The 20882-nt window shown below is 72.0% G+C and carries 23 protein-coding genes and 1 riboswitch; of the genes, 11 read left to right on the forward strand and 12 right to left on the reverse strand.

The genetic code is table 11. The features are described from left to right. Nucleotides 1-13: 13 nt before the first annotated feature. The gene (locus ABT288_RS01825; RefSeq protein WP_351601513.1) at nt 14-1081 is read left to right on the forward strand and encodes a GNAT family N-acetyltransferase; all 1068 of its coding nucleotides are present in this window, start codon (nt 14-16) and stop codon (nt 1079-1081) included. Here the strand turns inward: ABT288_RS01825 and ABT288_RS01830 are convergent. Further along, on the reverse strand, nt 1063-1341 hold the full coding sequence (locus tag ABT288_RS01830; protein ID WP_351601516.1) for a DUF4031 domain-containing protein: 279 nt from the start codon (nt 1339-1341) through the stop codon (nt 1063-1065). The two genes, ABT288_RS01825 and ABT288_RS01830, sit on opposite strands and share 19 nt — an antisense overlap. Further along, nucleotides 1338-1721, reverse strand: a complete 384-nt coding sequence (locus tag ABT288_RS01835; RefSeq protein ID WP_351601519.1) for a DUF8819 family protein — start codon at nt 1719-1721, stop codon at nt 1338-1340. Before ABT288_RS01835 ends, ABT288_RS01830 begins: the two co-directional genes overlap by 4 nt. A gap of 56 nt (nt 1722-1777) precedes the next feature. Here ABT288_RS01835 and ABT288_RS01840 point away from each other — a divergent pair, with 56 nt between their 5' ends. The 4 genes from ABT288_RS01840 to ABT288_RS01855 all read left to right on the forward strand — a co-directional run bounded on the left by ABT288_RS01840 (nt 1778) and on the right by ABT288_RS01855 (nt 5416). Next, nucleotides 1778-2683, forward strand: a complete 906-nt coding sequence (locus tag ABT288_RS01840) for a MurR/RpiR family transcriptional regulator (RefSeq protein ID WP_351601522.1) — start codon at nt 1778-1780, stop codon at nt 2681-2683. A gap of 75 nt (nt 2684-2758) precedes the next feature. Next, nucleotides 2759-3682 (forward strand): N-acetylmuramic acid 6-phosphate etherase, encoded by a 924-nt coding sequence (murQ, locus tag ABT288_RS01845; RefSeq protein WP_351601524.1) that lies wholly within the window; start codon nt 2759-2761, stop codon nt 3680-3682. A 16-nt stretch (nt 3683-3698) separates the two neighbouring features. After that, nucleotides 3699-5156: a PTS transporter subunit EIIC gene (locus tag ABT288_RS01850; RefSeq protein WP_351601527.1), complete on the forward strand. Its 1458-nt coding sequence runs from the start codon at nt 3699-3701 to the stop codon at nt 5154-5156. Next, a complete protein-coding gene (locus ABT288_RS01855; RefSeq protein WP_351601530.1) occupies nt 5153-5416 on the forward strand; it encodes a hypothetical protein in 264 nt (87 codons plus the stop codon). Before ABT288_RS01850 ends, ABT288_RS01855 begins: the two co-directional genes overlap by 4 nt. A gap of 19 nt (nt 5417-5435) precedes the next feature. Here the strand turns inward: ABT288_RS01855 and ABT288_RS01860 are convergent, their stop codons facing one another. After that, nucleotides 5436-6104 (reverse strand): class I SAM-dependent methyltransferase, encoded by a 669-nt coding sequence (locus tag ABT288_RS01860; protein WP_351601830.1) that lies wholly within the window; start codon nt 6102-6104, stop codon nt 5436-5438. A gap of 152 nt (nt 6105-6256) precedes the next feature. Between ABT288_RS01860 and ABT288_RS01865 the strand changes: the two genes are divergently transcribed. After that, nucleotides 6257-6844 (forward strand): hypothetical protein, encoded by a 588-nt coding sequence (locus ABT288_RS01865; protein ID WP_351601533.1) that lies wholly within the window; start codon nt 6257-6259, stop codon nt 6842-6844. Here ABT288_RS01865 and ABT288_RS01870 read toward each other — a convergent pair. From ABT288_RS01870 to ABT288_RS01880, 3 genes are all read right to left on the reverse strand, one after another. After that, nucleotides 6837-7961: an NADH:flavin oxidoreductase gene (locus ABT288_RS01870; RefSeq protein ID WP_351601536.1), complete on the reverse strand. Its 1125-nt coding sequence runs from the start codon at nt 7959-7961 to the stop codon at nt 6837-6839. The genes ABT288_RS01865 and ABT288_RS01870 overlap by 8 nt on opposite strands. 138 nt (nt 7962-8099) lie before the next feature. Then, a complete protein-coding gene (locus ABT288_RS01875) occupies nt 8100-9746 on the reverse strand; it encodes a transglycosylase domain-containing protein (RefSeq protein ID WP_351601539.1) in 1647 nt (548 codons plus the stop codon). Further along, on the reverse strand, nt 9743-10807 hold the full coding sequence (locus tag ABT288_RS01880; RefSeq protein WP_351601542.1) for a sigma factor-like helix-turn-helix DNA-binding protein: 1065 nt from the start codon (nt 10805-10807) through the stop codon (nt 9743-9745). The genes ABT288_RS01875 and ABT288_RS01880 overlap by 4 nt, the downstream gene beginning before the upstream one ends. Before the next feature lie 147 nt (nt 10808-10954). On the opposite strand from ABT288_RS01880, the gene ABT288_RS01885 reads away from it, so the two are divergent. From ABT288_RS01885 to pyrE, 3 genes are read left to right on the forward strand one after another with little or no spacing between them, the layout of a single operon-like run. Next, nucleotides 10955-11470: a SigE family RNA polymerase sigma factor gene (locus ABT288_RS01885; RefSeq protein WP_351601545.1), complete on the forward strand. Its 516-nt coding sequence runs from the start codon at nt 10955-10957 to the stop codon at nt 11468-11470. Then, entirely contained in the window at nt 11460-12098 is a 639-nt protein-coding gene (locus tag ABT288_RS01890) for a hypothetical protein (RefSeq protein ID WP_351601547.1), read from the forward strand. Before ABT288_RS01885 ends, ABT288_RS01890 begins: the two co-directional genes overlap by 11 nt. A 47-nt stretch (nt 12099-12145) precedes the next feature. Next, the gene (gene pyrE, locus ABT288_RS01895; protein WP_351601549.1) at nt 12146-12670 is read left to right on the forward strand and encodes an orotate phosphoribosyltransferase; all 525 of its coding nucleotides are present in this window, start codon (nt 12146-12148) and stop codon (nt 12668-12670) included. A 90-nt stretch (nt 12671-12760) separates the two neighbouring features. On the opposite strand, the gene groL is transcribed toward pyrE, so the two are convergent. From groL to thrC, 4 genes are all read right to left on the reverse strand, one after another. Continuing rightward, nucleotides 12761-14383, reverse strand: a complete 1623-nt coding sequence (groL, locus tag ABT288_RS01900) for a chaperonin GroEL (protein ID WP_228624502.1) — start codon at nt 14381-14383, stop codon at nt 12761-12763. 325 nt (nt 14384-14708) lie between these two features. Continuing rightward, nucleotides 14709-14915 (reverse strand): cold-shock protein, encoded by a 207-nt coding sequence (locus tag ABT288_RS01905; protein WP_019057200.1) that lies wholly within the window; start codon nt 14913-14915, stop codon nt 14709-14711. A 432-nt stretch (nt 14916-15347) separates the two neighbouring features. Next, a complete protein-coding gene (locus ABT288_RS01910; protein WP_069780187.1) occupies nt 15348-15623 on the reverse strand; it encodes a MoaD/ThiS family protein in 276 nt (91 codons plus the stop codon). Then, nucleotides 15620-16903: a threonine synthase gene (thrC, locus tag ABT288_RS01915; RefSeq protein ID WP_351601552.1), complete on the reverse strand. Its 1284-nt coding sequence runs from the start codon at nt 16901-16903 to the stop codon at nt 15620-15622. Before thrC ends, ABT288_RS01910 begins: the two co-directional genes overlap by 4 nt. Before the next feature lie 17 nt (nt 16904-16920). Next, nucleotides 16921-17085: riboswitch (SAM riboswitch) on the reverse strand. Nucleotides 17086-17246: 161 nt separating this feature from the next. On the opposite strand from thrC, the gene ABT288_RS01920 reads away from it, so the two are divergent. Together ABT288_RS01920 and ABT288_RS01925 are read left to right on the forward strand one after the other, a co-directional pair. Further along, complete coding sequence (locus tag ABT288_RS01920; protein WP_351601555.1) at nt 17247-18191, forward strand: glucosyl-3-phosphoglycerate synthase; 945 nt, start codon at nt 17247-17249, stop codon at nt 18189-18191. Nucleotides 18192-18273: 82 nt separating this feature from the next. Further along, the gene (locus tag ABT288_RS01925) at nt 18274-19722 is read left to right on the forward strand and encodes an alpha,alpha-trehalose-phosphate synthase (UDP-forming) (protein WP_351601558.1); all 1449 of its coding nucleotides are present in this window, start codon (nt 18274-18276) and stop codon (nt 19720-19722) included. Here the strand turns inward: ABT288_RS01925 and otsB are convergent. Together otsB and ABT288_RS01935 are read right to left on the reverse strand one after the other, a co-directional pair. Further along, nucleotides 19692-20543, reverse strand: coding sequence for a trehalose-phosphatase (otsB, locus tag ABT288_RS01930; protein WP_351601561.1), 852 nt, complete (start codon nt 20541-20543; stop codon nt 19692-19694). The genes ABT288_RS01925 and otsB overlap by 31 nt on opposite strands. 107 nt (nt 20544-20650) lie before the next feature. Next, nucleotides 20651-20875, reverse strand: coding sequence for a DUF3263 domain-containing protein (locus ABT288_RS01935; protein WP_351601564.1), 225 nt, complete (start codon nt 20873-20875; stop codon nt 20651-20653). Between the last annotated feature and the right edge of the window lie 7 nt (nt 20876-20882).

The following is a 20882-nucleotide window of genomic DNA, read 5'->3' on the forward strand; positions in this document are numbered from 1 at the left end:
TAGGGTTCGCCCCATGCGACCGATAAACGGGGACGATGTGACCGAGGCCGTGGCGGGCTGTACGGCGGCACTGCGCGCGGCGGTGGACCGGGACTGGCAGGCCGTACCGGCCGGGCGGCTGGAGTGGGACTGCCACACCACCGCCGTCCATGTCGCCGACGACCTGATCGCCTACGCCGCCAACCTGGCCGGACGCGCACAGGACGGCTATCTCCCCTTCGAGCTCACCCTCGACGAGGGCACGGACAACGCGGGCCTGCTGCACGTCCTCGAGACGACCGGCGCGCTGCTCGCCGCCGCCGTCCGCACCGCCGAGCCCGGCGTCCGCGGCTTCCACCCCTACCCCTTCCGCAGCGCCGACGCCGAGGGCTTCGCCGCGATGGGCATCGCCGAAGTGCTGCTGCACACCCATGACATGGCCGAGGGGCTCGGGATCGCCTACGAGCCGCCGGCCGAGCTCGTCGAGTCCCTCCTCGCCTGCCTCTTCCCGCACGTCCAGCCCGGCCCCGCCCCCTGGCCGACCCTGCTGTGGGCCACCGGCCGCGGTGAGCTGCCCGGCCGCGCCCCCGTCGGCGAGTGGCGCTGGCGGAACAACCTCGTCATCCCGGCCGAGCGCCTCACCCTGGTCGGCGTCCGCCCGGCCGCCGCCCGCGGTCTGTGCCTGGGCGGCGACGGCGGCTTCACCTGGCTCGACGGCGGTCCGTACGAGGGCACCCGGGAGGCCGCGTCCTTCCTGGTGAAGGCGTACGAAGCCGGTGTGCACCGGCCTGAGTTCGGGGTCTTCGCGCTCGTACGGCACGAGGACGGCCGCGCGATCGGCGGCATCGGCTTCCACGGCATGCCGGACGAGGACGGCCGGGTGGAGATCGGTTACGACCTGGTCGAGGGCGCCCGCGGTCATGGGTACGCCACCGAGGCTCTGCGCGCGCTCGCGGACTGGGCGCTGGCCCGCGACGACGTCAGCTCCCTCTTCGCGACCGTCGACCGGAGCAACTCCGCCTCGCAGGCGGTGGTCACCCGGGCCGGTTTCACGCAGGTCAGCGACGAGGGTGAGGAGTTCGCCTACGAACTGCGCGGCTGAGCAAGCCCCTTGCGCCTGCGCAGCCCCGACTCGCGCAGCAGCCGCACCACTTCGCGGCTGCTGACCTCCACCGCCCCGGCGGCCACAGCGTCCGCGTACCGGTGCGACGGAAGGTCGTAGTGGTCGCGCTCGAAGGCGCGCCTCGGGACGCCCAGCCGCTCGGCGAACGCGTGGAGTTCGTCGTACGACACGTCGCTGACCATGTGCGACCACATGCGGCCGTGTCCGGGCCAGGCGGGCGGGTCGATGTACAGCGTCACGACGAGGTCATTCCGCCCGTGGCCGAGCCCAGCGAGCCCACCGCCGCGACCTTCACGCCCGCCTTGTGGCACACCCAGTGCGGGTCGGGGCCCAGCTCGGGCTCCACGTCCAGCGCGTGCGGGTCGCCGGTGCCGCACACCGGACACAGCGGCCAGCGGCCGTACCGGTCCAGCAGCGCGTCCTGCACGTCCTGTGCGATCAGCCCGGCGACATAGGACGCGCCCTCCGGCCACTGCTCGACCCACCAGCGCCGCTCCACCACGGAGTCCTCGACCAGCGAGACCACGTCCGCCTCCGCGACCTGGCCCGCGACCAGATCGGCGAGCACGAGGGCTCGCGCGGCATGCAGGGCCTGCTCGAGGGGAGTGACGGGTTCCATGGAACCCATTGTGCGCACTCTTGACCCCGGCGCCGAACCGAAAATATCTTTCACTTGTGACCCAGGACGTGAAGGAAATTTTCGGCAGTCCGGGCGGTTCCCTCGCCGCCAAGGTGCGCACCCTCGCCCCGTCCATGACCCGCTCCATGCAGCGCGTCGCGGAGGCCGTGGCGAGCGACCCGGCCGGCTGCGCCGCCCTCACGGTCACCGGCCTCGCCGAGCTCACCGGCACCAGCGAGGCCACGGTCGTCCGCACCGCCCGCCTCCTCGGCTACCCGGGCTACCGGGACCTGCGCCTGGCCCTGGCGGGACTCGCCGCACAGCAGCAGTCGGGCCGGGCGCCCGCGATCACGACCGACATCGCGGTGGACGACCCCATCGCCGACGTCGTCACCAAGCTGGCCTACGAGGAGCAGCAGACCCTCGCCGACACGGCCGCCGGACTCGACACCGTCCAGCTCGGCGCCGCGGTGAACGCCCTGGCCGGCGCCCGCCGCACCGACGTGTACGGCATCGGGGCGTCCGGGCTGGTCGCCCAGGACCTCACCCAGAAGCTCCTGCGCATAGGCCTCATAGCCCACGCCCACAGCGATCCGCACCTCGCCGTGACCAACGCGGTGCAGCTCCGTTCGGGTGACGTGGCGATCGCCATCACCCACTCCGGCTCGACGGGGGACGTCATCGAGCCGCTGCGGGTCGCCTTCGAGCACGGGGCCACGACCGTGGCCATCACCGGCCGGCCGGACTCGCCGGTCACCCAGTACGCCGACCACGTACTGACCACGTCCACCTCACGGGAGAGCGAGCTGCGACCGGCCGCGATGTCCTCGCGGACCAGTCAACTGCTCGTGGTGGACTGCCTGTTCGTGGGAGTGGCCCAGCGTACCTACGAGACGGCGGCGCCCGCGCTGGCCGCGTCGTACGAGGCACTGGCGCACCGGCATCGCACCAGCCCCAGGTGACCGAGCCCAGGTCACCAGTCCCGGGTGGGCAACAGCACGCACAACGGCACCCAGACCTGAGAGAGCCGCCTCCCCATGACCTCCCCCGACCTGCGTCAGCAGTTGGCTTCCCTGACCACCGAGGCCTTCCGCCCCGAGCTCGCCGACATCGACCGTCTGTCCACCCTCGACATCGCCCGCCTGATGAACGGTGAGGACGCGGGCGTGCCCGGGGCCGTGGCGGCGCAGCTGCCCCGGATCGCCACCGCCGTCGACGCCGTCGCCGCACGCATGGCACGCGGCGGGCGGCTGGTCTACGCCGGTGCCGGCACCGCCGGCCGGCTCGGCGTGCTGGACGCCTCCGAGTGCCCGCCCACCTTCAACACCGACCCCGCGCGGGTCGTCGGCCTGATCGCGGGCGGCCCGGAGGCGATGGTGACCTCCGTCGAGGGCGCCGAGGACTCCGGGGAACTGGCCCACCGCGACCTGGACGCCCTGGGGCTCACCCCCGAGGACACGGTCGTCGGCATCTCCGCCTCCGGCCGCACCCCCTACGCGATCGGCGCCGTCGAACACGCCCGCGCCCTGGGCGCGCTGACCATCGGCCTGGCCTGCAACGAGCACAGCGCGCTCGCGGCCGCCGCCGAGCACGGCATCGAGGTGGTCGTGGGACCGGAGCTGATCACCGGCTCCACGCGCCTGAAGGCCGGCACGGCCCAGAAGCTGGTCCTGAACATGCTGTCGACCATCACGATGATCCGGCTCGGCAAGACGTACGGAAACCTGATGGTCGACGTCCGCGCGTCGAACGACAAACTCCGCGCCCGCTCCCGCCGGATCGTCTCCCTGGCCACGGGCGCCTCCGACGAGGAGATCGAGAGGGCCCTCACCGAGTCCGGCGGCGAGGTGAAGAACGCGATCCTCGCCCTCCTCGCCGATGTCGACGGCCCGACGGCCGCCCGCCTTCTGGAGGAGTCCGGGGGCCATCTGCGTGCCGCGCTGGCGCACGCGACCCGCTGACGCGCACGCTCGGGGCGTGCGCAACGACCCCGCCTCCACCGCGACCGCCCTCCTCGACCGGGTCGGCGGCCCGGCCAACGTCACCTCCGCGACCCACTGCATGACCCGCCTCCGGCTGGCCCTCGCCGACCCGGCGGCGGTGGACGAGGAGGGGCTGCGGGCCGTGCCCGGTGTGCTCGGGCTGGTGTCCGACGGGCCGGCCCTGCAGATCGTGCTCGGGCCCGGCGTGGTCGACGAGGTCACGGCGGAGGTGGAGGCGCGGGTCGCGGCCACCGGCCGGCCCGAGCCCGGCGGCACCCGGCCGAGGAGGCAGAGCGGGCCGGGAGAGCCGAGAGAGCCGAAGGAGCCGAAGGAGCGGGCGAAGGAGCCGAAGGAGCGGGCGAAGGAGCAGGCCGCCCCCCTCAAGACCGCCCTGCGCCGGGTAGCGAACGTCTTCGTCCCGCTGATCCCCGCCCTGATCGGCTGCGGCGTCCTGTCCGGCCTCAACGGCCTGCTGCTGAACACCGGTTGGCTGCCGTCCCTGACCCCGGCCCTCTCCTCCGTCGCCTCGGCCTTCCTGGCACTGATCGCGGTGTTCGTCGGCCACAACACGGCGAAGGAGTTCGGCGGCACGCCCGTGCTGGGCGGGGCGGTGGCGGCCGTGGTCGTGTACCCGGGCGTGGCGAGGGTGACGGCCTTCGGCACCCACCTCGCCCCCGGCCAGGGCGGGGTGCTCGGCGCCCTCGCGGCGGCCCTGCTGGCGACCCGCGTGGAGAAGTGGGTCCGGGGCCGGGTGCCGGGCGCGCTGGACGTCCTCCTCACCCCGACGGTCACCGTCCTCGTCCCGGGCCTGGTGACGCTGTACGGGCTGATGTACGCGGCCGGAGTGGTGGCCACGGTGATCGGCACGGCGGCGACCTGGCTGCTGGCCGGCGCCGGAGCGGTGGCCGGACTGCTCCTCGGGGGCCTCTTCCTCCCCCTGGTCATGCTGGGCCTGCACCAGGCCCTCATCCCCATCCACACCACCCTCATCGAGCAGCAGGGCTACACCGTCCTGCTCCCCCTGCTGGCCATGGCGGGAGCGGGCCAGGTCGGCGCGGCGCTGGCCGTGTACGTCCGCCTGCGCCACGACGTCTCCCATCTGCCCCTGCGTACGACGATCCGCTCGGCCCTCCCGGCGGGCCTGCTGGGCGTGGGCGAGCCGTTGATCTACGGGGTGTCCCTGCCGTTGGGCCGCCCCTTCCTGACCGCCTGCGCGGGCGGGGCGGCGGGCGGGGCGTTCGTCGGCTTCTTCGCGATGCTCGGCACCAGGGTGGGCGCGACGGCGATCGGCCCGTCCGGCTGGGCCCTGTTCCCGCTGCTGACGGGCAACCGGGGCATGGGGACGGCGGCGGCGATCTATGCCGGCGGCCTCCTCACCGGCTATCTGGTCGGCTTCCTGGCGACCTATGCCTTCGGCTTCCCCCGCCACCCCCGAGTGGGCGCACCCGCGTGACGTACCGTCCGGCCGGTCGTTCCCCGGGCATGATGAAGAAGCTCCTGGTCACCGCCGTCCTCACGGTCTCCGCCGCCGCCCTGGCGGCCCCCGCCCACGCCGACGTCCGCGGATCCGACGCTGACGCGCGGGCGTGTGTCGAGAACCTCGCCCTGTTCCCCGCGTTCAGTCCCGTCTCGCCGCTGTCGCTGGCGGCCGGGGCCCTCGCCGCCGCCCCCGCCTGCGGAGCACAGAGCGTCCTCGACCACATCGCCGGCTGACGACCGAGCGCCCGGCCCCTCAGCGGCCCGGCGGGCCCTCGGGGGCGCGCCAGACGAGGGTGTACCGCCAGAAGAGCCGCCGCCGGAGCCGGGCGCCGGGCAGCAGTCGGCGCGCCTCCCGGGCGATGCCGGCGAAGGACAGCTCGGGTTCACGGGTCGGCGCGGTCATCGAGACGGGCCGGCGGGTGGTGGGCCGCCCGCGGTTCTTCACCCACCCGGTCAGCAGGTTGAGCGGTATCGCGACCAGCCCGAGCGCATGATCGACGGGACTCGCGGCCCGGGCACAGCCGACGACCACCAGGGTGCCACCGGGCGCGAGCTCCCGGCGGAGCCGGGTGAGGGTCTCGGCGAAGGGGAGGTGGTGGAGCACGGCGACGCAGGTGACGACGTCGTACGGCCCCGGCGGGAGACCGTCCGGGGCGGAGGCGAGGGTGTAGCCGACGGGAGCGGCGGGGTCGGTCAGTTCCCGGGCCCGCCGAAGGATCTCCGGGTCCGCGTCGACCCCCAGCACCCGCTCCCCCCGCCCGGCCAGCAACCGGACCAGGTCCCCACTGCCGCACCCCACGTCCAGGGCGCTGCCGAACCGGCGGGGCAACTGCCGCAGCAGCCACCGGTGATAGTGGGCGTTGTGGTCCCAGGGGTGGGCGGCGTTGAAGCGGTGAAGGGCGTCGATCAGTCGGCTCGGCAGCACGGCTGACACCCTACGGCTCTCCCGGCTCCCCCGGTTCACGGCCGACGCCCCCGTTACCCTTGAGGATCCCCAGTGGAGCCGCCCGACCCCGCCCTGGTCGTCGGCCCCGGACTGGACACCGAGGAACCCAAGGACTGCGCAGGCCGACCATGAACCACGCCCAGCTCGCCGCCCTCGGAAGGGCGCTCCGGCTCCTCGGGGAGCACGGGGAAGCCCTGACCGCCGACACCCCGGACGCCCGGCTGCACGAGATCAAGGCGGATCTGCGCCGGGCACTCGACCTCGTGGACGAGAGCGCCGGGAACGGCGCGCCCAGCACCCGCTGCCCGGAGCATCCCCAGGGCCCCGTGGACGAGAGCGCGCCCGATCTGTGCCTGCTCTGCGAGACCCGGCGCCGGGCGGCCCGCCGCTCGGAGTTCCAGGGCCGGCCGGCCGCCGCCGAGCCCGTGGCCACCGCGCCCTCCCGGTACGGGGTGCGCGGTGACCGGCCCCAGCCCCAGCAGCGCTGGCTGCCGGAGGCCTGGAACGGGCAGGAGTGGCGGCTGTGCGGGACACCGCGGCGGGACCGGCGGGAGGCCGAGGCGTATCTCGCCGCCCAGCGGCGCGGGTCCCGGCCCGCCATGGCCTACCGGCTCGTGCACGAGTTCACCGACTACGAGGTGCTGCGGGTGTGGGGCACCCCCGTGCACGTCGACATCGAGCCGCTGAACGGCCCTCTGCAGGGCGGGTTCAGCTGAGCGTCTTCAGGGACGCGGCGTCGTACGGCTTCAGCTCGTCGAGGCGGTCGGAGAGCACCTTGGCCGCCCACTGAGGGTCCTGGAGCAGCGCGCGGCCGACGGCGACCATGTCGAACTCGTCGGCCTCCAGGCGGTCGAGGAGGTTGTCGATGCCCTTGACCTCGGAGCCCTGGCCCTGGAAGGCGCCCAGGAACTCACCGTCGAGGCCGACCGAGCCGACGGTGATGACCTGCTTGCCGGTGAGCTTCTTCGTCCAGCCGGCCAGGTTCAGGTCCGAGCCGTCGAACTCGGGCAGCCAGTAGCGGCGGGTGGAGGCGTGGAAGACGTCGACGCCGGCCGCGGCGAGCGGGGTGAGGATCGCCTCCAGCTCCTCGGGGGTCTCGGCGAGCCGGGCCGTGTAGTCCTGCTGCTTCCACTGCGAGTAGCGGAAGATGACCGGGAACTCGGCCGAGACCGCCTCACGGACCGCGGCGACGATCTCCGCGGCGAACTGGGTGCGGGCCACCGGGTCGCCGCCGTAGGCGTCGGTACGGCGGTTGGTGCCCTCCCACAGGAACTGGTCGACGAGGTAGCCGTGGGCGCCGTGGATCTCCACGCCGTCGAAGCCGATGCGCTCGGCATCCGCGGCAGCCTTGGCGAACGCGGCGACGACGTCGTCCAGGTCCGCCTGGGTCATCGCCCTGCCGGTGGGCTCGGCGTCCGCCGCGACCAGGCCGGACGGGCCCATCGCGGGGGCCTCCGGGAAGGGGGCCTCCCCGTCCTTGCGGACCATGCCGATGTGCCACAGCTGCGGGACGATGGTGCCGCCCGCCGCGTGCACGTCCTCGGCGACCTTCGCCCAGCCCGCCAGCTGCTCCTCACCGTGGAACCGGGGCACGCGCCCGCTGTTGCCGGCCGACTCGTGCCCCACGTAGGTGCCCTCGGTGACGATCAGACCGACCCCGGCGGCGGCCCGGCGGGAGTAGTACGAGCGCACGTCCTCGCCGGGGATGCCGCCCGGGGAGAACATGCGGGTCATCGGCGCCATCACGATCCGGTTGGGAACGGTGAGACCGTTGAGCGCGATCGGGCGGGACAGGATCTGGGCCGCGCGGGAGGCGGGCGTCGTGGCGGTCACGTGGGGGCTCCTCGTGAGTGCGGGGTTAACCGGTCGGTATGTGAGCACGCATTGTTGCAGCTTCTTAAGTAATCACCTATGCGCTGCCCCACATTCCGCCCCAGGGCAAGCCTTTACGTGACGCCCCTCACACCCTGCTCACCTCAAGCGCCCCCAGAGCTGCGTCGCCGTCTGTTCCGTGAACCCCGTCGGTGAGGGATCCGTCGGCAGCTGCGCCGGCACCGTCGTGTGGTTCCGGCCCGGCTTGTCGGCGAAGAGGGCGACGGTCAGGGTGAGCCGGGCGTCGTAGGCGACGGTCCACACCGTGCGGCGGGTGATGCCGCCGCCCGCTCCCGCCGTGAACAGGCTCGCCGGAGGCCCGGCGGCCGGGGTGGCCCGGAAGCCGCCCTGGACCGGCGCGGCCGCCGCGCGGGCCGCCTGCTCGGGCAGGACCCGGTGGCGGTCGGGGTGCGCGGAGTAGACGGTCCGGCCGTCGCGGGTGATGCGGGCGACGGTGTACGGCGCGGCGTACATGCCGTCGGCCGCGACCGCCGCGTACGCCGACGTGAGCCTCAGCGGTGTGGGCGCGGCCGTCCTCGGCAACCCGGTGAGCGGGGCGCCGAACCGCATCCCCGCCAGCGGCGTCATCGCCGTACCCGCCTCCACCGCCCCGCTCACGGCGTCGTTGAAGGGCTGCCGGGCGTAGTCCGACCCCCCGTACAGCACCCGCACCGCACCGTCGCCGGGCTCGATGCCCACGACGGCGGTGTGCAGCCGTACTCCCTTGCCGGCCTTCTGACCCTTGACCAGTTCCGCCGTCGAGTCCTGCAGGGGGAGGTCGAAGGTGGTGCGCACGGTGTAGCCGCCCTTCGCCAGCTGGTCCTCGGTGATGCCGAGCCGGTCGGCGGCCTCCTTCGCCGCGACGTCGATCAGGTACTGCCGCTGCCCGTCGGTCGCCCCGGGCGGATAGAACCGGAACGCCGGGAAGCGGGCCTCGGCCCGCTGTCTCGCCGTGATGTTCCCGCTCGCCGCCATCGCGTCCAGCACCCACTCCCAGCGGCGTTGGAGCGTCGCCGTGACCTTCGGGTCCGAGCCGGCCTTCTCGTAGTAGGAGGGGAGGTTGATGACGGCGGCCAGGGCCGCGCCCTGCGAGACCGTGAGGTCCTTGGTGTCGACGTCGAAGTAGTTGCGCGCGGCCGACTGGATGCCGGCGGCGCCCCGGCCGAAGTACACCGTGTTGAGATAGCCCTCCAGGATCTCGTCCTTGGAGCGCGTGCGGTCCAGCTTGACCGCGATCAGCGCCTCGCGCGCCTTGCGTGACAGCGTCTGCTCGGGGCTGAGCAGCGCGTTCTTGACGTACTGCTGGGTGATGGTGGAGCCGCCCTGCCGTTCGCCGCCGGTCAGCGCCGCCGCGACGGCACGGACGAGGGCCTTCGGGGAGACACCGGAGTCGGTCCGGAAGGAACGGTTCTCGGCGGCGATCACCGCGTCCTGCACATACCGCGGAACCTGCGACAGCGACACCTCCTGACGGTCCACCGGGCCGCGGCGGCCCAGGTAGGCGCCCTTCTCGTCGAGGAAGACGGTGCTCTGGACGACCGTGTCCGGGTGCGGGTCGGGAATGACGGTGAGCTTGTACGCGACGACGACCGCCCCGACCAGCAGGGTGAGCAGGACCAGGAAGGCGGCCAGCAGCCGGCGCGCGATACGGCCCCGGTTGCGGCGCAGACGGACGCGGAGCGGGATGCGCCGCGAACTCGGGCGCGCGGAGGCCTCCTTGGGCTCTTCCCCGAGCTCCAAGGTCATGCCCACCACCCCCCGCTCCGCAGCCGTGCCACGACGGCGCCCGCGGCGTCGTACACCCGGACGCCCTCACCGCCGTCGGTCTTCTCCATGCCCTGGACGATGAGCGTCTTGGTGTCCTGCGCGGACAGCGACGTGGTCGCGTACCAGACGCCCCAGCCGGGGCTGCCCGCCAGGGTGAGCACCTTGGCGGCGACCTGACCGTGACCGGTGCTCAGCTCGACACGTCCCGGGTCCCCGGAGACGCCGTAGTACAGGCCGGACAGGAAGTACCTGCCCCGCACCGGCTCCGCCTGCAGGGACACCCCCGGCTCGTGGCGCGGGTAGGCGTCCAACCCGCGGAACTGGTCGGCCTGTTCCGGCGTCGACCAGTGGCTGCCGTCCGCGGTCAGCCACATCTCCACGCCGGGCGCGGCCTGCACCCGCTCCCCGGGCGCCACGATCCGTACGGAGCCCACCGCCCGGACGGACGTCGTACCGGACGACTCACCGCGGCCGCTCCCGGCGACCCGGCCGACGGCGAGGGAGCCCCCGGCCACCAGCACCACCGCGGCGGCACCGGCGGCCACCGCGGCCCGGCGCCGCCGCCACGCCCGCCCCCGTACGGTCACCGCGTCCAGCGGAAGCGGGCCGGGAACCACCTCACCGGCCACGGCGGCGTAGGCCTCGCGCAGCCGCTGTTCATCACCCCCGGCCGCTTTCACCCCACGCCTGGCGAAGTGCCGTACCGCGCCCTTGGAGATGCCGAGCAACTGACCGATCTGCGCGTCGGGGAGCCCCTCCCCGTACCGCAGCACCAGCACGGCCCGCTGCCGTGCGGCACGCCCCACGAGCGGCCACGGCCGCCGCAGCCGGCTCCGCACCAGGTGACGCCGTACGTGGAAGTCGACGTCGTTGCGCGGAACGCGGCGCCAGCGCGCGTAGACCCGTATCAGCGTCCTTCTCGCCAGGTCGTCCGCCTCGGCCGGGTCCTCGGTGAGCAACCGCGCCGTGACGAGGAGCCGGGGCCAGCAGGTGCGCGCGCAGGCGGCGAAGTCGTCATGGATCCGGGCACCCGTCCGCATCGTCTTCTCCTTGGGTCACGTGTGTTTCGATGTACGCCGCACACGCGGCTCACGGGACCTGTACGCACGGGCGGGGCGGGCGGGTTGCACAGCGAACGCAAGACGCGGAAAGACTCAGCGAGACTCAGCAGGACTCCGGTGGAGGGCATGACCGAGGACGAGTTCGACGCTTTCTACGCGGCGGCCTTCCCCCGCCTGACCGGGCAGCTCTATGCCTTCACCGGCGATCACGGCGAGGCCCAGGACGTGGTGCAGGAGGCGTTCGTACGCGCCTGGGACCGGCGGAAGTCCTTCCTGGCCGACAGCGCCCCCGAGGCCTGGATCCGCACGGTCGCCGTACGGCTGGCGGTCAGCCGCTGGCGGCGCGCCAGGCGCTGGCTGGAGCTGATGCGACGGCACACACCCCCCGAGTCGACCCCCGGCCCCGGTCCCGAACACGCCGCGCTGGTGGCCGCGTTGCGCCAGTTGCCCCAGGCGCAGCGGCTGGCGATCGTCCTGCACCATCTGTGCGACCTGAGTGTCGAGCAGGTAGCCTCCGAGACCGGCGCCCCCGTGGGCACCGTCAAGGCCCGGCTGTCCCGGGGCCGGGCGGCACTGGCGAAGCAGCTGGGCGCGGACGAGGCCGATGAGCCGGTACGGAAGGAGGGCGGCCGTGTCGGATGACCTCACCACGAATGAACTGACCACCCGGCTCCGCGAGTTGGCGACGGCGAACGAGACCACGCCACCCGTCGCCGCCCCCGGGATCCGCCGCCGCGCCGTCCGCCGGGGCCGCCGTCGCCGCACGGCCCTCACCCTCGGCGCGGGCACCGCGGTCCTCGCCCTGGCGGCATTCGCGCTGACACTGCACTCGGGCGACACCCCCGCCCACCGCCAGTCCCCGGCCGCCACCGCTCCCCGCCTCCCGTCCCCCACCTTCACCGCCTCCCCCGCCGCGACCCCGGTCACCGGCAGGGTGGACTTCGAGAAGCAGACCCTGACCATCGGCGGCCGGGTCATGCACATCACCCCGGACTTCCCGGCCCTCGCCTCCGCCGGTCTGCTGACCGTCTCCGCGAAACTCGACCTCAAACGGGACACGGTCGACGAAATCACCAAGAACTCATGCAAGGTGGCGGAACCGTACGTGGTCGAACTCCGCGGCACCGGCCGGACCAGTGTCTACGCGGGCTCCCTCACCTGCGCCCCCCGGCCCGGCAGCTGGATCGGCCTCGGCATGAAGGACGCCATGTGGCTCTACAACAGGCTGGAACCGGGCGACACGCTGTCGGTGGTCACACCGAGGGGTTAGAACGAGGGTTCGGAGCGTGTCCGGGCGATCTGGAAGACTGGACGCCTGTGACACATGCCGATCTTGCTCATCGCATTCATGCCGCCGCCCACCTGACCGGTCGGTTCACCCTGCGGTCCGGTCGTACTGCCACGGAGTACTTCGACAAGTACCGGTTCGAGGCCGACCCTGTCCTGCTGGACGAGATCGCCCGGCGGATGGCACCGCTGGTGCCGTCCGGCACGGAGGTGCTGGCGGGACTGGAGATGGGCGGTATCCCGGTGGTGACCGCTCTCGGCCGGCACACGGGCCTGCCCTGCGCCTTCGTGCGCAAGCAGGCCAAGGCATACGGCACCTGCCGGCTCGCCGAGGGAGCCGGGGTCGCGGGGCGGCGGGTGCTGGTCGTGGAGGACGTGGTCACCAGCGGCGGACAGATCGTGCTGTCGAGCGCGGACCTGCGTGGCCTGGGTGCTCAGGTGCACGAGGCCCTGTGTGTGATCGACCGTGAGCAAGGCGGTGGTGACGCTCTCGCGGCCGAGGGCATCCGCCTGTTGTCGTTGCTGACAGCCGAGGATCTGCGGAACGCCGCCTGACCGAGGAAAACGCCCGAGGGCGGTACCCCCAGCCAGAAGCTGGGCGTACCGCCCTCGGTCCGAAGGACAGGTGATCAACCGTCAGGTCGATCAGAAGTCCATGTCACCGCCCGGCATGCCGCCGCCGGCCGGCGCGGCGGCCTTCTCCGGCTTGTCGGCGATGACGGCCTCGGTGGTGAGGAACAGCGCGGCGATGGAGGCGGCGTTCTGCAGCGCGGAACGGGTCACCTTCGCCGGGTCGATGATGCCCTCGGCGACCAGGTCGACGTACTCGCCGGTCGCGGCGTTCAGGCCGTGGCCCGGGGTCAGGTTGCGCACCTTCTCCACCACGACACCGCCCTCGAGGCCGGCGTTGACGGCGATCTGCTTCAGCGGGGCCTCGAGCGCGATGCGCACGGCGTTGGCGCCGGTCGCCTCGTCACCCTCGAGCTCCAGCTTCTCGAAGACCTGGGAGGCCTGCAGCAGGGCCACGCCACCACCGGCGACGATGCCCTCCTCGACGGCGGCCTTCGCGTTGCGGACGGCGTCCTCGATGCGGTGCTTGCGCTCCTTGAGCTCCACCTCGGTGGCGGCACCGGCCTTGATGACCGCGACACCGCCGGCGAGCTTCGCCAGGCGCTCCTGCAGCTTCTCGCGGTCGTAGTCCGAGTCGCTGTTCTCGATCTCGGCGCGGATCTGGTTCACGCGGCCGTTGACCTGCTCGGAGGAGCCGGCACCGTCGACGATGGTGGTCTCGTCCTTGGTGATGACGACCTTGCGGGCGCGGCCCAGGAGGTCCAGGGTCGCGTTCTCCAGCTTGAGGCCGACCTCCTCGGAGATGACCTCGCCGCCCGTGAGGATGGCGATGTCGCCGAGCATGGCCTTGCGGCGGTCGCCGAAGCCCGGGGCCTTGACGGCGACGGACTTGAAGGTGCCGCGGATCTTGTTGACGACCAGGGTCGACAGGGCCTCGCCCTCGACGTCCTCGGCGATGATCAGCAGCGGCTTGCCCGACTGCATGACCTTCTCCAGGAGCGGGAGCAGGTCCTTGACGGAGCTGATCTTGGAGTTGGCGATGAGGATGTACGGGTCCTCGAGCGACGCCTCCATGCGCTCCATGTCGGTCGCGAAGTAGGCGGAGATGTAGCCCTTGTCGAAGCGCATGCCCTCGGTGAGCTCGAGCTCCAGGCCGAAGGTGTTGCTCTCCTCGACGGTGATGACGCCTTCCTTGCCGACCTTGTCCATGGCCTCGGCGATCAGCTCGCCGATCTGGGTGTCGGCGGCGGAGATGGACGCGGTGGAGGCGATCTGCTCCTTGGTCTCGACGTCCTTCGCCTGCTCCAGCAGGGCGGCGGAGACGGCCTCGACGGCCTTCTCGATACCGCGCTTCAGGGCCATCGGGTTGGCACCGGCGGCGACGTTGCGCAGGCCTTCCTTGACCAGGGCCTGGGCGAGCACGGTCGCGGTGGTCGTACCGTCACCGGCGACGTCGTCCGTCTTCTTGGCGACTTCCTTGACCAGCTCGGCGCCGATCTTCTCGTACGGGTCCTCGAGCTCGATCTCCTTGGCGATGGAGACACCATCGTTGGTGATCGTGGGGGCACCCCACTTCTTCTCGAGGACGACGTTGCGGCCCTTGGGGCCGAGCGTCACCTTCACGGCGTCCGCGAGCTGGTTCATGCCGCGCTCGAGGCCGCGCCGCGCCTCCTCGTCGAACGCGATGATCTTGGCCATGTGAAGTGGTCCCTCCAGGACTGGGGGTGATTCCTTCGGACCGCGCCCGCGCCCGCGACGGACGGTTCGCCGGCCTGTGGTTCCTTGCCCCACGTGGCCCGCGCACCTCACCGACCCGGTCCTTCTTTGTCACTCTCACCTTCAGAGTGCTAACGCCAATGATTAGCACTCGGCATGCCCGAGTGCAAGCGCCCCGGGCCTGCCGGAGGGGCACTCGGCCGCGGGCGAACAGGCGGCCCCGGGCAGGCCGAAGGGCCCGCACCCCAGGAGGTACGGGCCCTTCGAAAGATGAACAGAAGAACGTCGCTGTCAGTCGACGCGTGCTTCAGCTGGTCGCCAGCCGGACCATGTCCGCCTGCGGGCCCTTCTGGCCCTGCGAGATCTCGAAGTCGACCCGCTGCCCCTCTTCCAGGGTGCGGTAACCGTCCATCTGGATCGCGCTGTAGTGGACGAAAACATCCGCACCACCGTCGACCGCGATGAAGCCGTACCCCTTCTCCGCGTTGAACCACTTGACGGTGCCCTGAGCCATGCCTAACTCCCCTATTACTGGCCCTTGCACAGATCCACACTTCGCGGACCCGGGTCAGACCTCACCCCCCATCGGTCGGGGGCGTGCGCCGGAACGCGTCGACCGCGGCTGAATGTATCTGTCCAACTGCCGTCTGCAACAGGTCAATCGGACGAGAATTCTGGACGGGAACGGTCCGGAATGTGGTGAGAATTCACCCGACTCCAGGGCAAGTCGGGCCCCTCAAATCACCACAAAAGCCGCATAAAACACGTCGACTTTGGCTACTTCTTGTCGGGTGTGCGGCATGAATACAAGGCCCCCGACCGGTTGGTCCCGGAGCGCGTTCCCCAACTCTACCGCGCTCAATCACACAGAATTGCCCCCTCCGCTTCTCTCACGGAGGAGGCAATTCGATGAACAATGCGTAACCGAAGTTACCCAAGGTAACGATCAGCCGCCGGCGACGGCCGGAATGATGGAGACACCCGCGCCGTCCGGGGTGGCGGTCTCCAGTCCCTGCTCGAAGCGGACGTCGTCGTCATTGACGTACACGTTGACGAACCGGCGCAGCTTGCCCTGGTCGTCCAGGACGCGCGCGGCGATCCCGGTGTGGTTCTTCTCCAGGTCGGCGATGACCTCGGCGAGGGTGCCGCCTTCGGCGGCCACTTCGGCCTGCCCGCCCGTGTAGGTGCGCAGGATCGTCGGGATGCGAACGGTCACGCTCATGCGAGGCCAGCCTCTCGGAAGGAGTCCAGGGTCGGTCGGATGGTGGCGGTGAGGCCGGTGCCGGCCACCGCGTCCAGCGTCTTGAGTCCATCACCGGTGTTCAGGACCACCGTGGTCTTCGTCGGGTCCAGGACGCCGTCCTTGACCAGCTTGCGGGTGACGCCGACGGTCACACCGCCCGCGGTCTCGGCGAAGATGCCCTCGGTGCGGGCCAGCAGTTTGATGGCGTCCACGACTTCCCCGTCCGTCACGTCCTCCACGGCACCGCCGGTGCGGCGCGTGATGTCCAGGACGTACGGCCCGTCGGCAGGGTTGCCGATGGCGAGGGACTTGGCGATGGTGTTCGGCTTCTGGGGCCGTACGACGTCGTGGCCCGCCTTGAAGGCGGTCGACACCGGCGAGCAGCCCTCGGCCTGCGCACCGAAGATCTTGTACGGCCTGTCCTCGACGAGGCCGAGCCCGACCAGCTCCTGCAGACCCTTGTCGATCTTCGTCAGCTGGGAGCCGGAGGCGATCGGGACCACGATCTGGTCGGGCAGCCGCCAGCCGAGCTGCTCGCAGATCTCGTACGCGAGCGTCTTGGAGCCCTCCGCGTAGTACGGCCGCAGGTTGACGTTGACGAAGCCCCAGCCCTCGCCGGCCGGGTCGCCGATCAGCTCGGAGCAGAAGCGGTTGACGTCGTCGTAGTTGCCCTCGATGCCGACGAGCTCGCCGCCGTAGACCGCGGCCATGACGACCTTGCCCTGCTCCAGGTCGTGCGGGATGAACACGCAGGACCGGAAACCGGCGCGGGCCGCGGCGGCGCCGACGGCACCGGCGAGGTTGCCGGTGGAGGAGCAGGACAGGGTGGTGAAGCCGAAGGCGCGGGCGGCCTCCAGGGCCTGGGCCACCACGCGGTCCTTGAAGGAGTGGGTCGGGTTGCCGGAGTCGTCCTTGACGAACAGGCCGCCGGTGACGCCGAGTTCGCGGGCGAGGTTGTCGGCCTTGACCAGCTTGGTCCAGCCCGGGTTCAGGTTCGGCTTGTCGGCCACGTCGGCCGGGACCGGCAGCAGCGGCGCGTACCGCCAGATGTTCGCGGGGCCGGACTCGATACGGCGGCGCAGCTCTTCGGTGTCGTAGGCGGAGAAGTCGTAGGCGATCTCCAGCGGACCGAAACACTCCTCGCAGGCGAACACCGGACCGAGGGGGACGCGGTGACCGCACTCGCGACAGCTCAGGGCCGCGGCGGGACCGAGGTCTACGGTGGAATCGGTGGAGCTTGCAACTGTCTGCACAGCCATGGAGGCGAGGCCCTTTCTCCTCATCTTCCTCACGACGCACCTCGCCGTGAGACGGATTTGGCACCTTCCCTAGCCGGGAGCCTCGCGGAGCGATCGAGCCTGATCAGGCCGATCTACGAGTACCGACTGGAGGGTTGCCGGGGCTTCATCGGGCCGTGTCCCTCTGCCCCTCTGGATGAGCGGTATGCGGTTGTGAACGCGCTCCGACCCCCGACATGCGATGGTCATCGGCGTTGTTCAAGACTGTAACCGAAGGCCAGGAGAGTTGAGATAGTCGTCCGAACCGCGAGATGGATCACACGGTGCAGCCCGTGCGATCACGAACAGTGAGGAGCCGCAGACCGTGCTGGAAGAAGTCGAGCGCTGGCTGGCCACCCGCTCCTGGTCCGTGGCCGATCGCCCGCTCCACCGGATCCTGTGCGCCAAGCAGCGCACCGGCCAGACGATCAGTGTCGTACTGCCCGCGCTCAACGAGGAGGAGACGGTCGGCGACATCGTCGCCGTCATCCGGCACGACCTCGTCGAGCAGGTCCCCCTCGTCGACGAGATCGTGGTGGTCGACTCCGGCTCCACCGACCGCACCTCCGAGGTCGCCGCCGCCGCGGGCGCGCGGGTGGTTCACCGGGACGAGATCCTGCCCCGCATTCCCGCCGTCCCCGGAAAGGGTGAGGTGCTGTGGCGCTCGCTCCTGGCCACCAGCGGGGACATCGTCTGTTTCATCGACGCGGACCTGCGGGAGTTCTCCTCCGACTTCGTCTCCGGGATCGTCGGCCCGCTGCTCACCGAGCCCGGGGTGGACCTGGTCAAGGGCATGTACGACCGCCCGCTGGGCGGCGCCACCGGTCAGGGCGGCCGGGTCACCGAGCTGATGGCCCGCCCCCTGCTGAACATGCACTGGCCGCAGCTGGCCGGCTTCGTCCAGCCGCTCGGCGGCGAGTACGCGGCCCGGCGCTCGCTGCTGGAACAGCTGCCGTTCCCGGTCGGGTACGGCGTGGAGCTGGGCATGCTGGTGGACGCCCTGCACCTGGTCGGTCTCGACGCGCTGGCACAGGTGGACGTGGGCGTGCGCAAGCACCGCCACCAGGACGGGCAGGCGCTGGGCCGGATGGCCGCGGCGATCTACCGCACGGCCCAGCTCCGGCTGGCCCGCGGCCATCTGATCCGCCCCTCCCTCACCCAGTTCGAGCGGGGCGAGGAGGGCTTCGAGCCGCGCACCTACTCGGTGGACACCGAGGAACGGCCGCCGATGGTGGAGATCGCGGAGTACGCCGAGCGCAGGGTGGCGTGAACCGGCCGCGGGGTCGTATACGTCGGCGTGCCGGACGTGGCCGTACGTTTGAGCGTTTCCGGGCCGGGCTAGGTTGAGGACCATGGCTTCCACGCACGGTGCTGCCGAGAGAGCTCAGGTGCTGGTCGCGTCCAACCGCGGCCCGGTTTCGTACACGGTGGACGACGAGGAGGGGGCCGGTTCGCTGCGCGCCAAGCGGGGCGGCGGCGGGCTGGTCTCGGGGCTGTCGGCCATCGGGCCGGACACGGACTCGCTGTGGGTGTGCGCGGCGCTCGGCGACGGGGACCGGGAGGCCGTACGGCGTGCGGGCGGCGGGCTGCTGCCGGGCGAGGACACCGCCGGGCAGCGGGTGCGGATGCTGGACATCGACGCGCAGGTGCACTCGGACGCCTACAACGGCATCGCCAACTCGGTGCTGTGGTTCGTGCACCACATGCTGTACCAGACCCCGCTGGAACCGGTCTTCGACGCGGAGTTCCGGCGGCAGTGGGCGTCGTACGAGGCCTACAACCGGGCCTTCGCCGAGGCACTGGCCGAGGCGGCGGGCGAGGGCGCGGCGGTGCTGGTGCAGGACTACCACCTGTGCCTGGTCCCCGGCATGCTCCGCGCACTCCGCCCCGACCTGCGGATCGGCCACTTCTCGCACACGCCGTGGGCGCCCCCGGAGTACTTCCGGCTGCTGCCCGACGACATCGCCGCCGAGTTGCTGAACGGCATCCTGGGCGCGGACCGGGCGGCGTTCCTGACCAGGCGCTGGGCGGACGCGTTCACGGAGTGCTGTCACGCGGTACTGGGACCCGGGGCCCCGGCCGTGCGGGTCGGCGTGCACGGGCTCGGCGCGGACGCCGACTTCCTGCGCAAGCGGGCCCATGAACCCGATGTGGACGAGCGGATGGCGGCCCTGCGCGAGGAGATCGGCGAAGGCCGCGGCACCATCGTGCGCGTCGACCGCACCGAGCTGTCCAAGAACATCGTGCGCGGCCTGCTGGCGTACCGGCAGCTGCTGGACGACCACCCCGAGTGGCGTGAACGGGTGGTGCATCTCGCGTTCGCCTACCCGTCGCGGCAGGACCTCGCCGTGTACCGCGACTACACCGCCGAGGTCCAGCGGGTGGCGGAGCAGATCAACTCGGCCTACGGCACGCCCGGTTGGACGCCGGTCGTCCTGCACGTCAAGGACGACTTCGCCCGCTCCCTGGCCGCCTACCGGCTCGCCGACGTGGCGCTGGTCAACCCCATCCGGGACGGCATGAACCTGGTCGCCAAGGAGGTGCCGGTCGTCTCCGACGAGGGCTGTGCGCTGGTGCTGTCGCGGGAGGCGGGGGCGTACGAGGAGCTGGGCACCGACGCGCTCGTGGTGAACCCGTACGACATCGGGGGCACGGCCGACGCGTTGCACTCCGCGCTGACCATGCCGGCGGGCGAGCGGGCGGAGCGGTCGAAGCGGCTGGCGGCGGCCGCCACCGCGTTGCCGCCCGCTCAGTGGTTCCTTCAGCAGCTTCAGGCGCTGGAGGAGCTTCGGTCCAGCTGAGCTGCCAGGGTCCGCAGCAGGTGTACGACGCCGGCCGGGCCGTCCACCACCACGTCCGCGCGGTCGGCCAGCTCCGTGACCTCCGTGCTGCCGCTGCAGACCAGCAGGCCGGGGAGGCCCTCGGCGCGGAGTTCCTCGACGGCGGCGAAGGCGGGGAGGTCGCCGAGGTCGTCGCCGGCGTAGAGGACGCACTCGGCGCCGGTCCTGCGGACGTGGTCGGCGAGCGCCACGCCCTTGTCCATGCCCGGCGGGCGCAGTTCCAGGACCAGCCGGCCGGGTTCGACCACCAGGCCGTGGCGGGCGGCGAGGTCGGTGAGGGGGCCGCGCAGGGCCTCGAACGCGGCTTGCGGGTCGTCGGCGCGGCGGGTGTGCACCGCGACCGCCCGGCCCTTCTCCTCGACCCAGGTGCCGTGCCAGGCGCCGGCGCGGTCCAGCACGCCCGGCAGCTCGGCGCGGGCCGCGGCGACGCCGGGGTGCGGGGGCGGGGCGGTGACGGTGGCGGTGACCGCGTCCCAGCGTTCGGCGCCGTAGTGGCCGAGGACGGTCAGGTGCTCCAGGCCGGGGACGCCGGCGAAGCCGCCGTAGCGGACCGCGACGCCGGCGGGGCGGCCGGTGATCACGGCGATGGACGCCACCTTGGGGGCCAGTGCGGCGAGGGCCGGTACGGCCTCGGGGTGGGCGCGGGCCCGCTCGGGGTCGGCGACGATGGGTGCCAGCGTGCCGTCGAAGTCCAGACCGACAGTCGCGGCGCTCGGCTTGGCGAGGAACGCGGCGAGTCCGTCCCGGCCGGGCCGAGTGGCTGGGGTCGGCAGAGGATGCATACAGCGACACTATCCAGGCTCGGCCGGACTCACTCCTGGGACTCCGTTCCCCACCCGCCCGTCTCGGCCGGCCGAACGGGCACCCACGCAGCTGGGCGGCCGCCGGTTCAGCGCTCCGTCCGCCGGGAGTCCCGCACCCTCCGCAAGCGGTTCACCGTCACCGGGTCCGCCGCCAGTGCCCGCTCGTCGTCCAGCAACGCGTTCAGGAGCTGGTAGTAGCGGACCGGGGACAGGCCCAGTTCCTCGCGTATCGCTCGTTCCTTGGCGCCGGGGCCGGGGAAGCCGCGGCGCTCCAGCGCGAGGATGGCCTGTTCGCGGGGGGCGAGTTCCATGCCGTCA

Source organism: Streptomyces sp. NPDC001093 (assembly GCF_040298985.1).
Lineage (GTDB): Bacteria > Actinomycetota > Actinomycetes > Streptomycetales > Streptomycetaceae > Streptomyces.

Bases quoted from the DNA above. Each gene is read 5' to 3' on its own strand.
- otsB (WP_351601561.1), bottom strand. From the start codon at position 20,543: ATGCATCCTCTGCCGACCCCAGCCACTCGGCCCGGCCGGGACGGACTC.
- ABT288_RS01905 (WP_019057200.1), bottom strand. From the start codon at position 14,915: ATGGCTCAGGGCACCGTCAAGTGGTTCAACGCGGAGAAGGGGTACGGC.
- ABT288_RS01885 (WP_351601545.1), top strand. From the start codon at position 10,955: ATGACCGAGGACGAGTTCGACGCTTTCTACGCGGCGGCCTTCCCCCGC.
- ABT288_RS01875 (WP_351601539.1), bottom strand. From the start codon at position 9,746: ATGACCTTGGAGCTCGGGGAAGAGCCCAAGGAGGCCTCCGCGCGCCCG.
- ABT288_RS01935 (WP_351601564.1), bottom strand. From the start codon at position 20,875: ATGGAACTCGCCCCCCGCGAACAGGCCATCCTCGCGCTGGAGCGCCGC.
- ABT288_RS01925 (WP_351601558.1), top strand. From the start codon at position 18,274: ATGGCTTCCACGCACGGTGCTGCCGAGAGAGCTCAGGTGCTGGTCGCG.
- ABT288_RS01825 (WP_351601513.1), top strand. From the start codon at position 14: ATGCGACCGATAAACGGGGACGATGTGACCGAGGCCGTGGCGGGCTGT.
- ABT288_RS01880 (WP_351601542.1), bottom strand. From the start codon at position 10,807: ATGCGGACGGGTGCCCGGATCCATGACGACTTCGCCGCCTGCGCGCGC.
- thrC (WP_351601552.1), bottom strand. From the start codon at position 16,903: ATGGCTGTGCAGACAGTTGCAAGCTCCACCGATTCCACCGTAGACCTC.
- ABT288_RS01835 (WP_351601519.1), bottom strand. From the start codon at position 1,721: ATGGAACCCGTCACTCCCCTCGAGCAGGCCCTGCATGCCGCGCGAGCC.
- groL (WP_228624502.1), bottom strand. From the start codon at position 14,383: ATGGCCAAGATCATCGCGTTCGACGAGGAGGCGCGGCGCGGCCTCGAG.
- murQ (WP_351601524.1), top strand. From the start codon at position 2,759: ATGACCTCCCCCGACCTGCGTCAGCAGTTGGCTTCCCTGACCACCGAG.
- ABT288_RS01865 (WP_351601533.1), top strand. From the start codon at position 6,257: ATGAACCACGCCCAGCTCGCCGCCCTCGGAAGGGCGCTCCGGCTCCTC.
- ABT288_RS01910 (WP_069780187.1), bottom strand. From the start codon at position 15,623: ATGAGCGTGACCGTTCGCATCCCGACGATCCTGCGCACCTACACGGGC.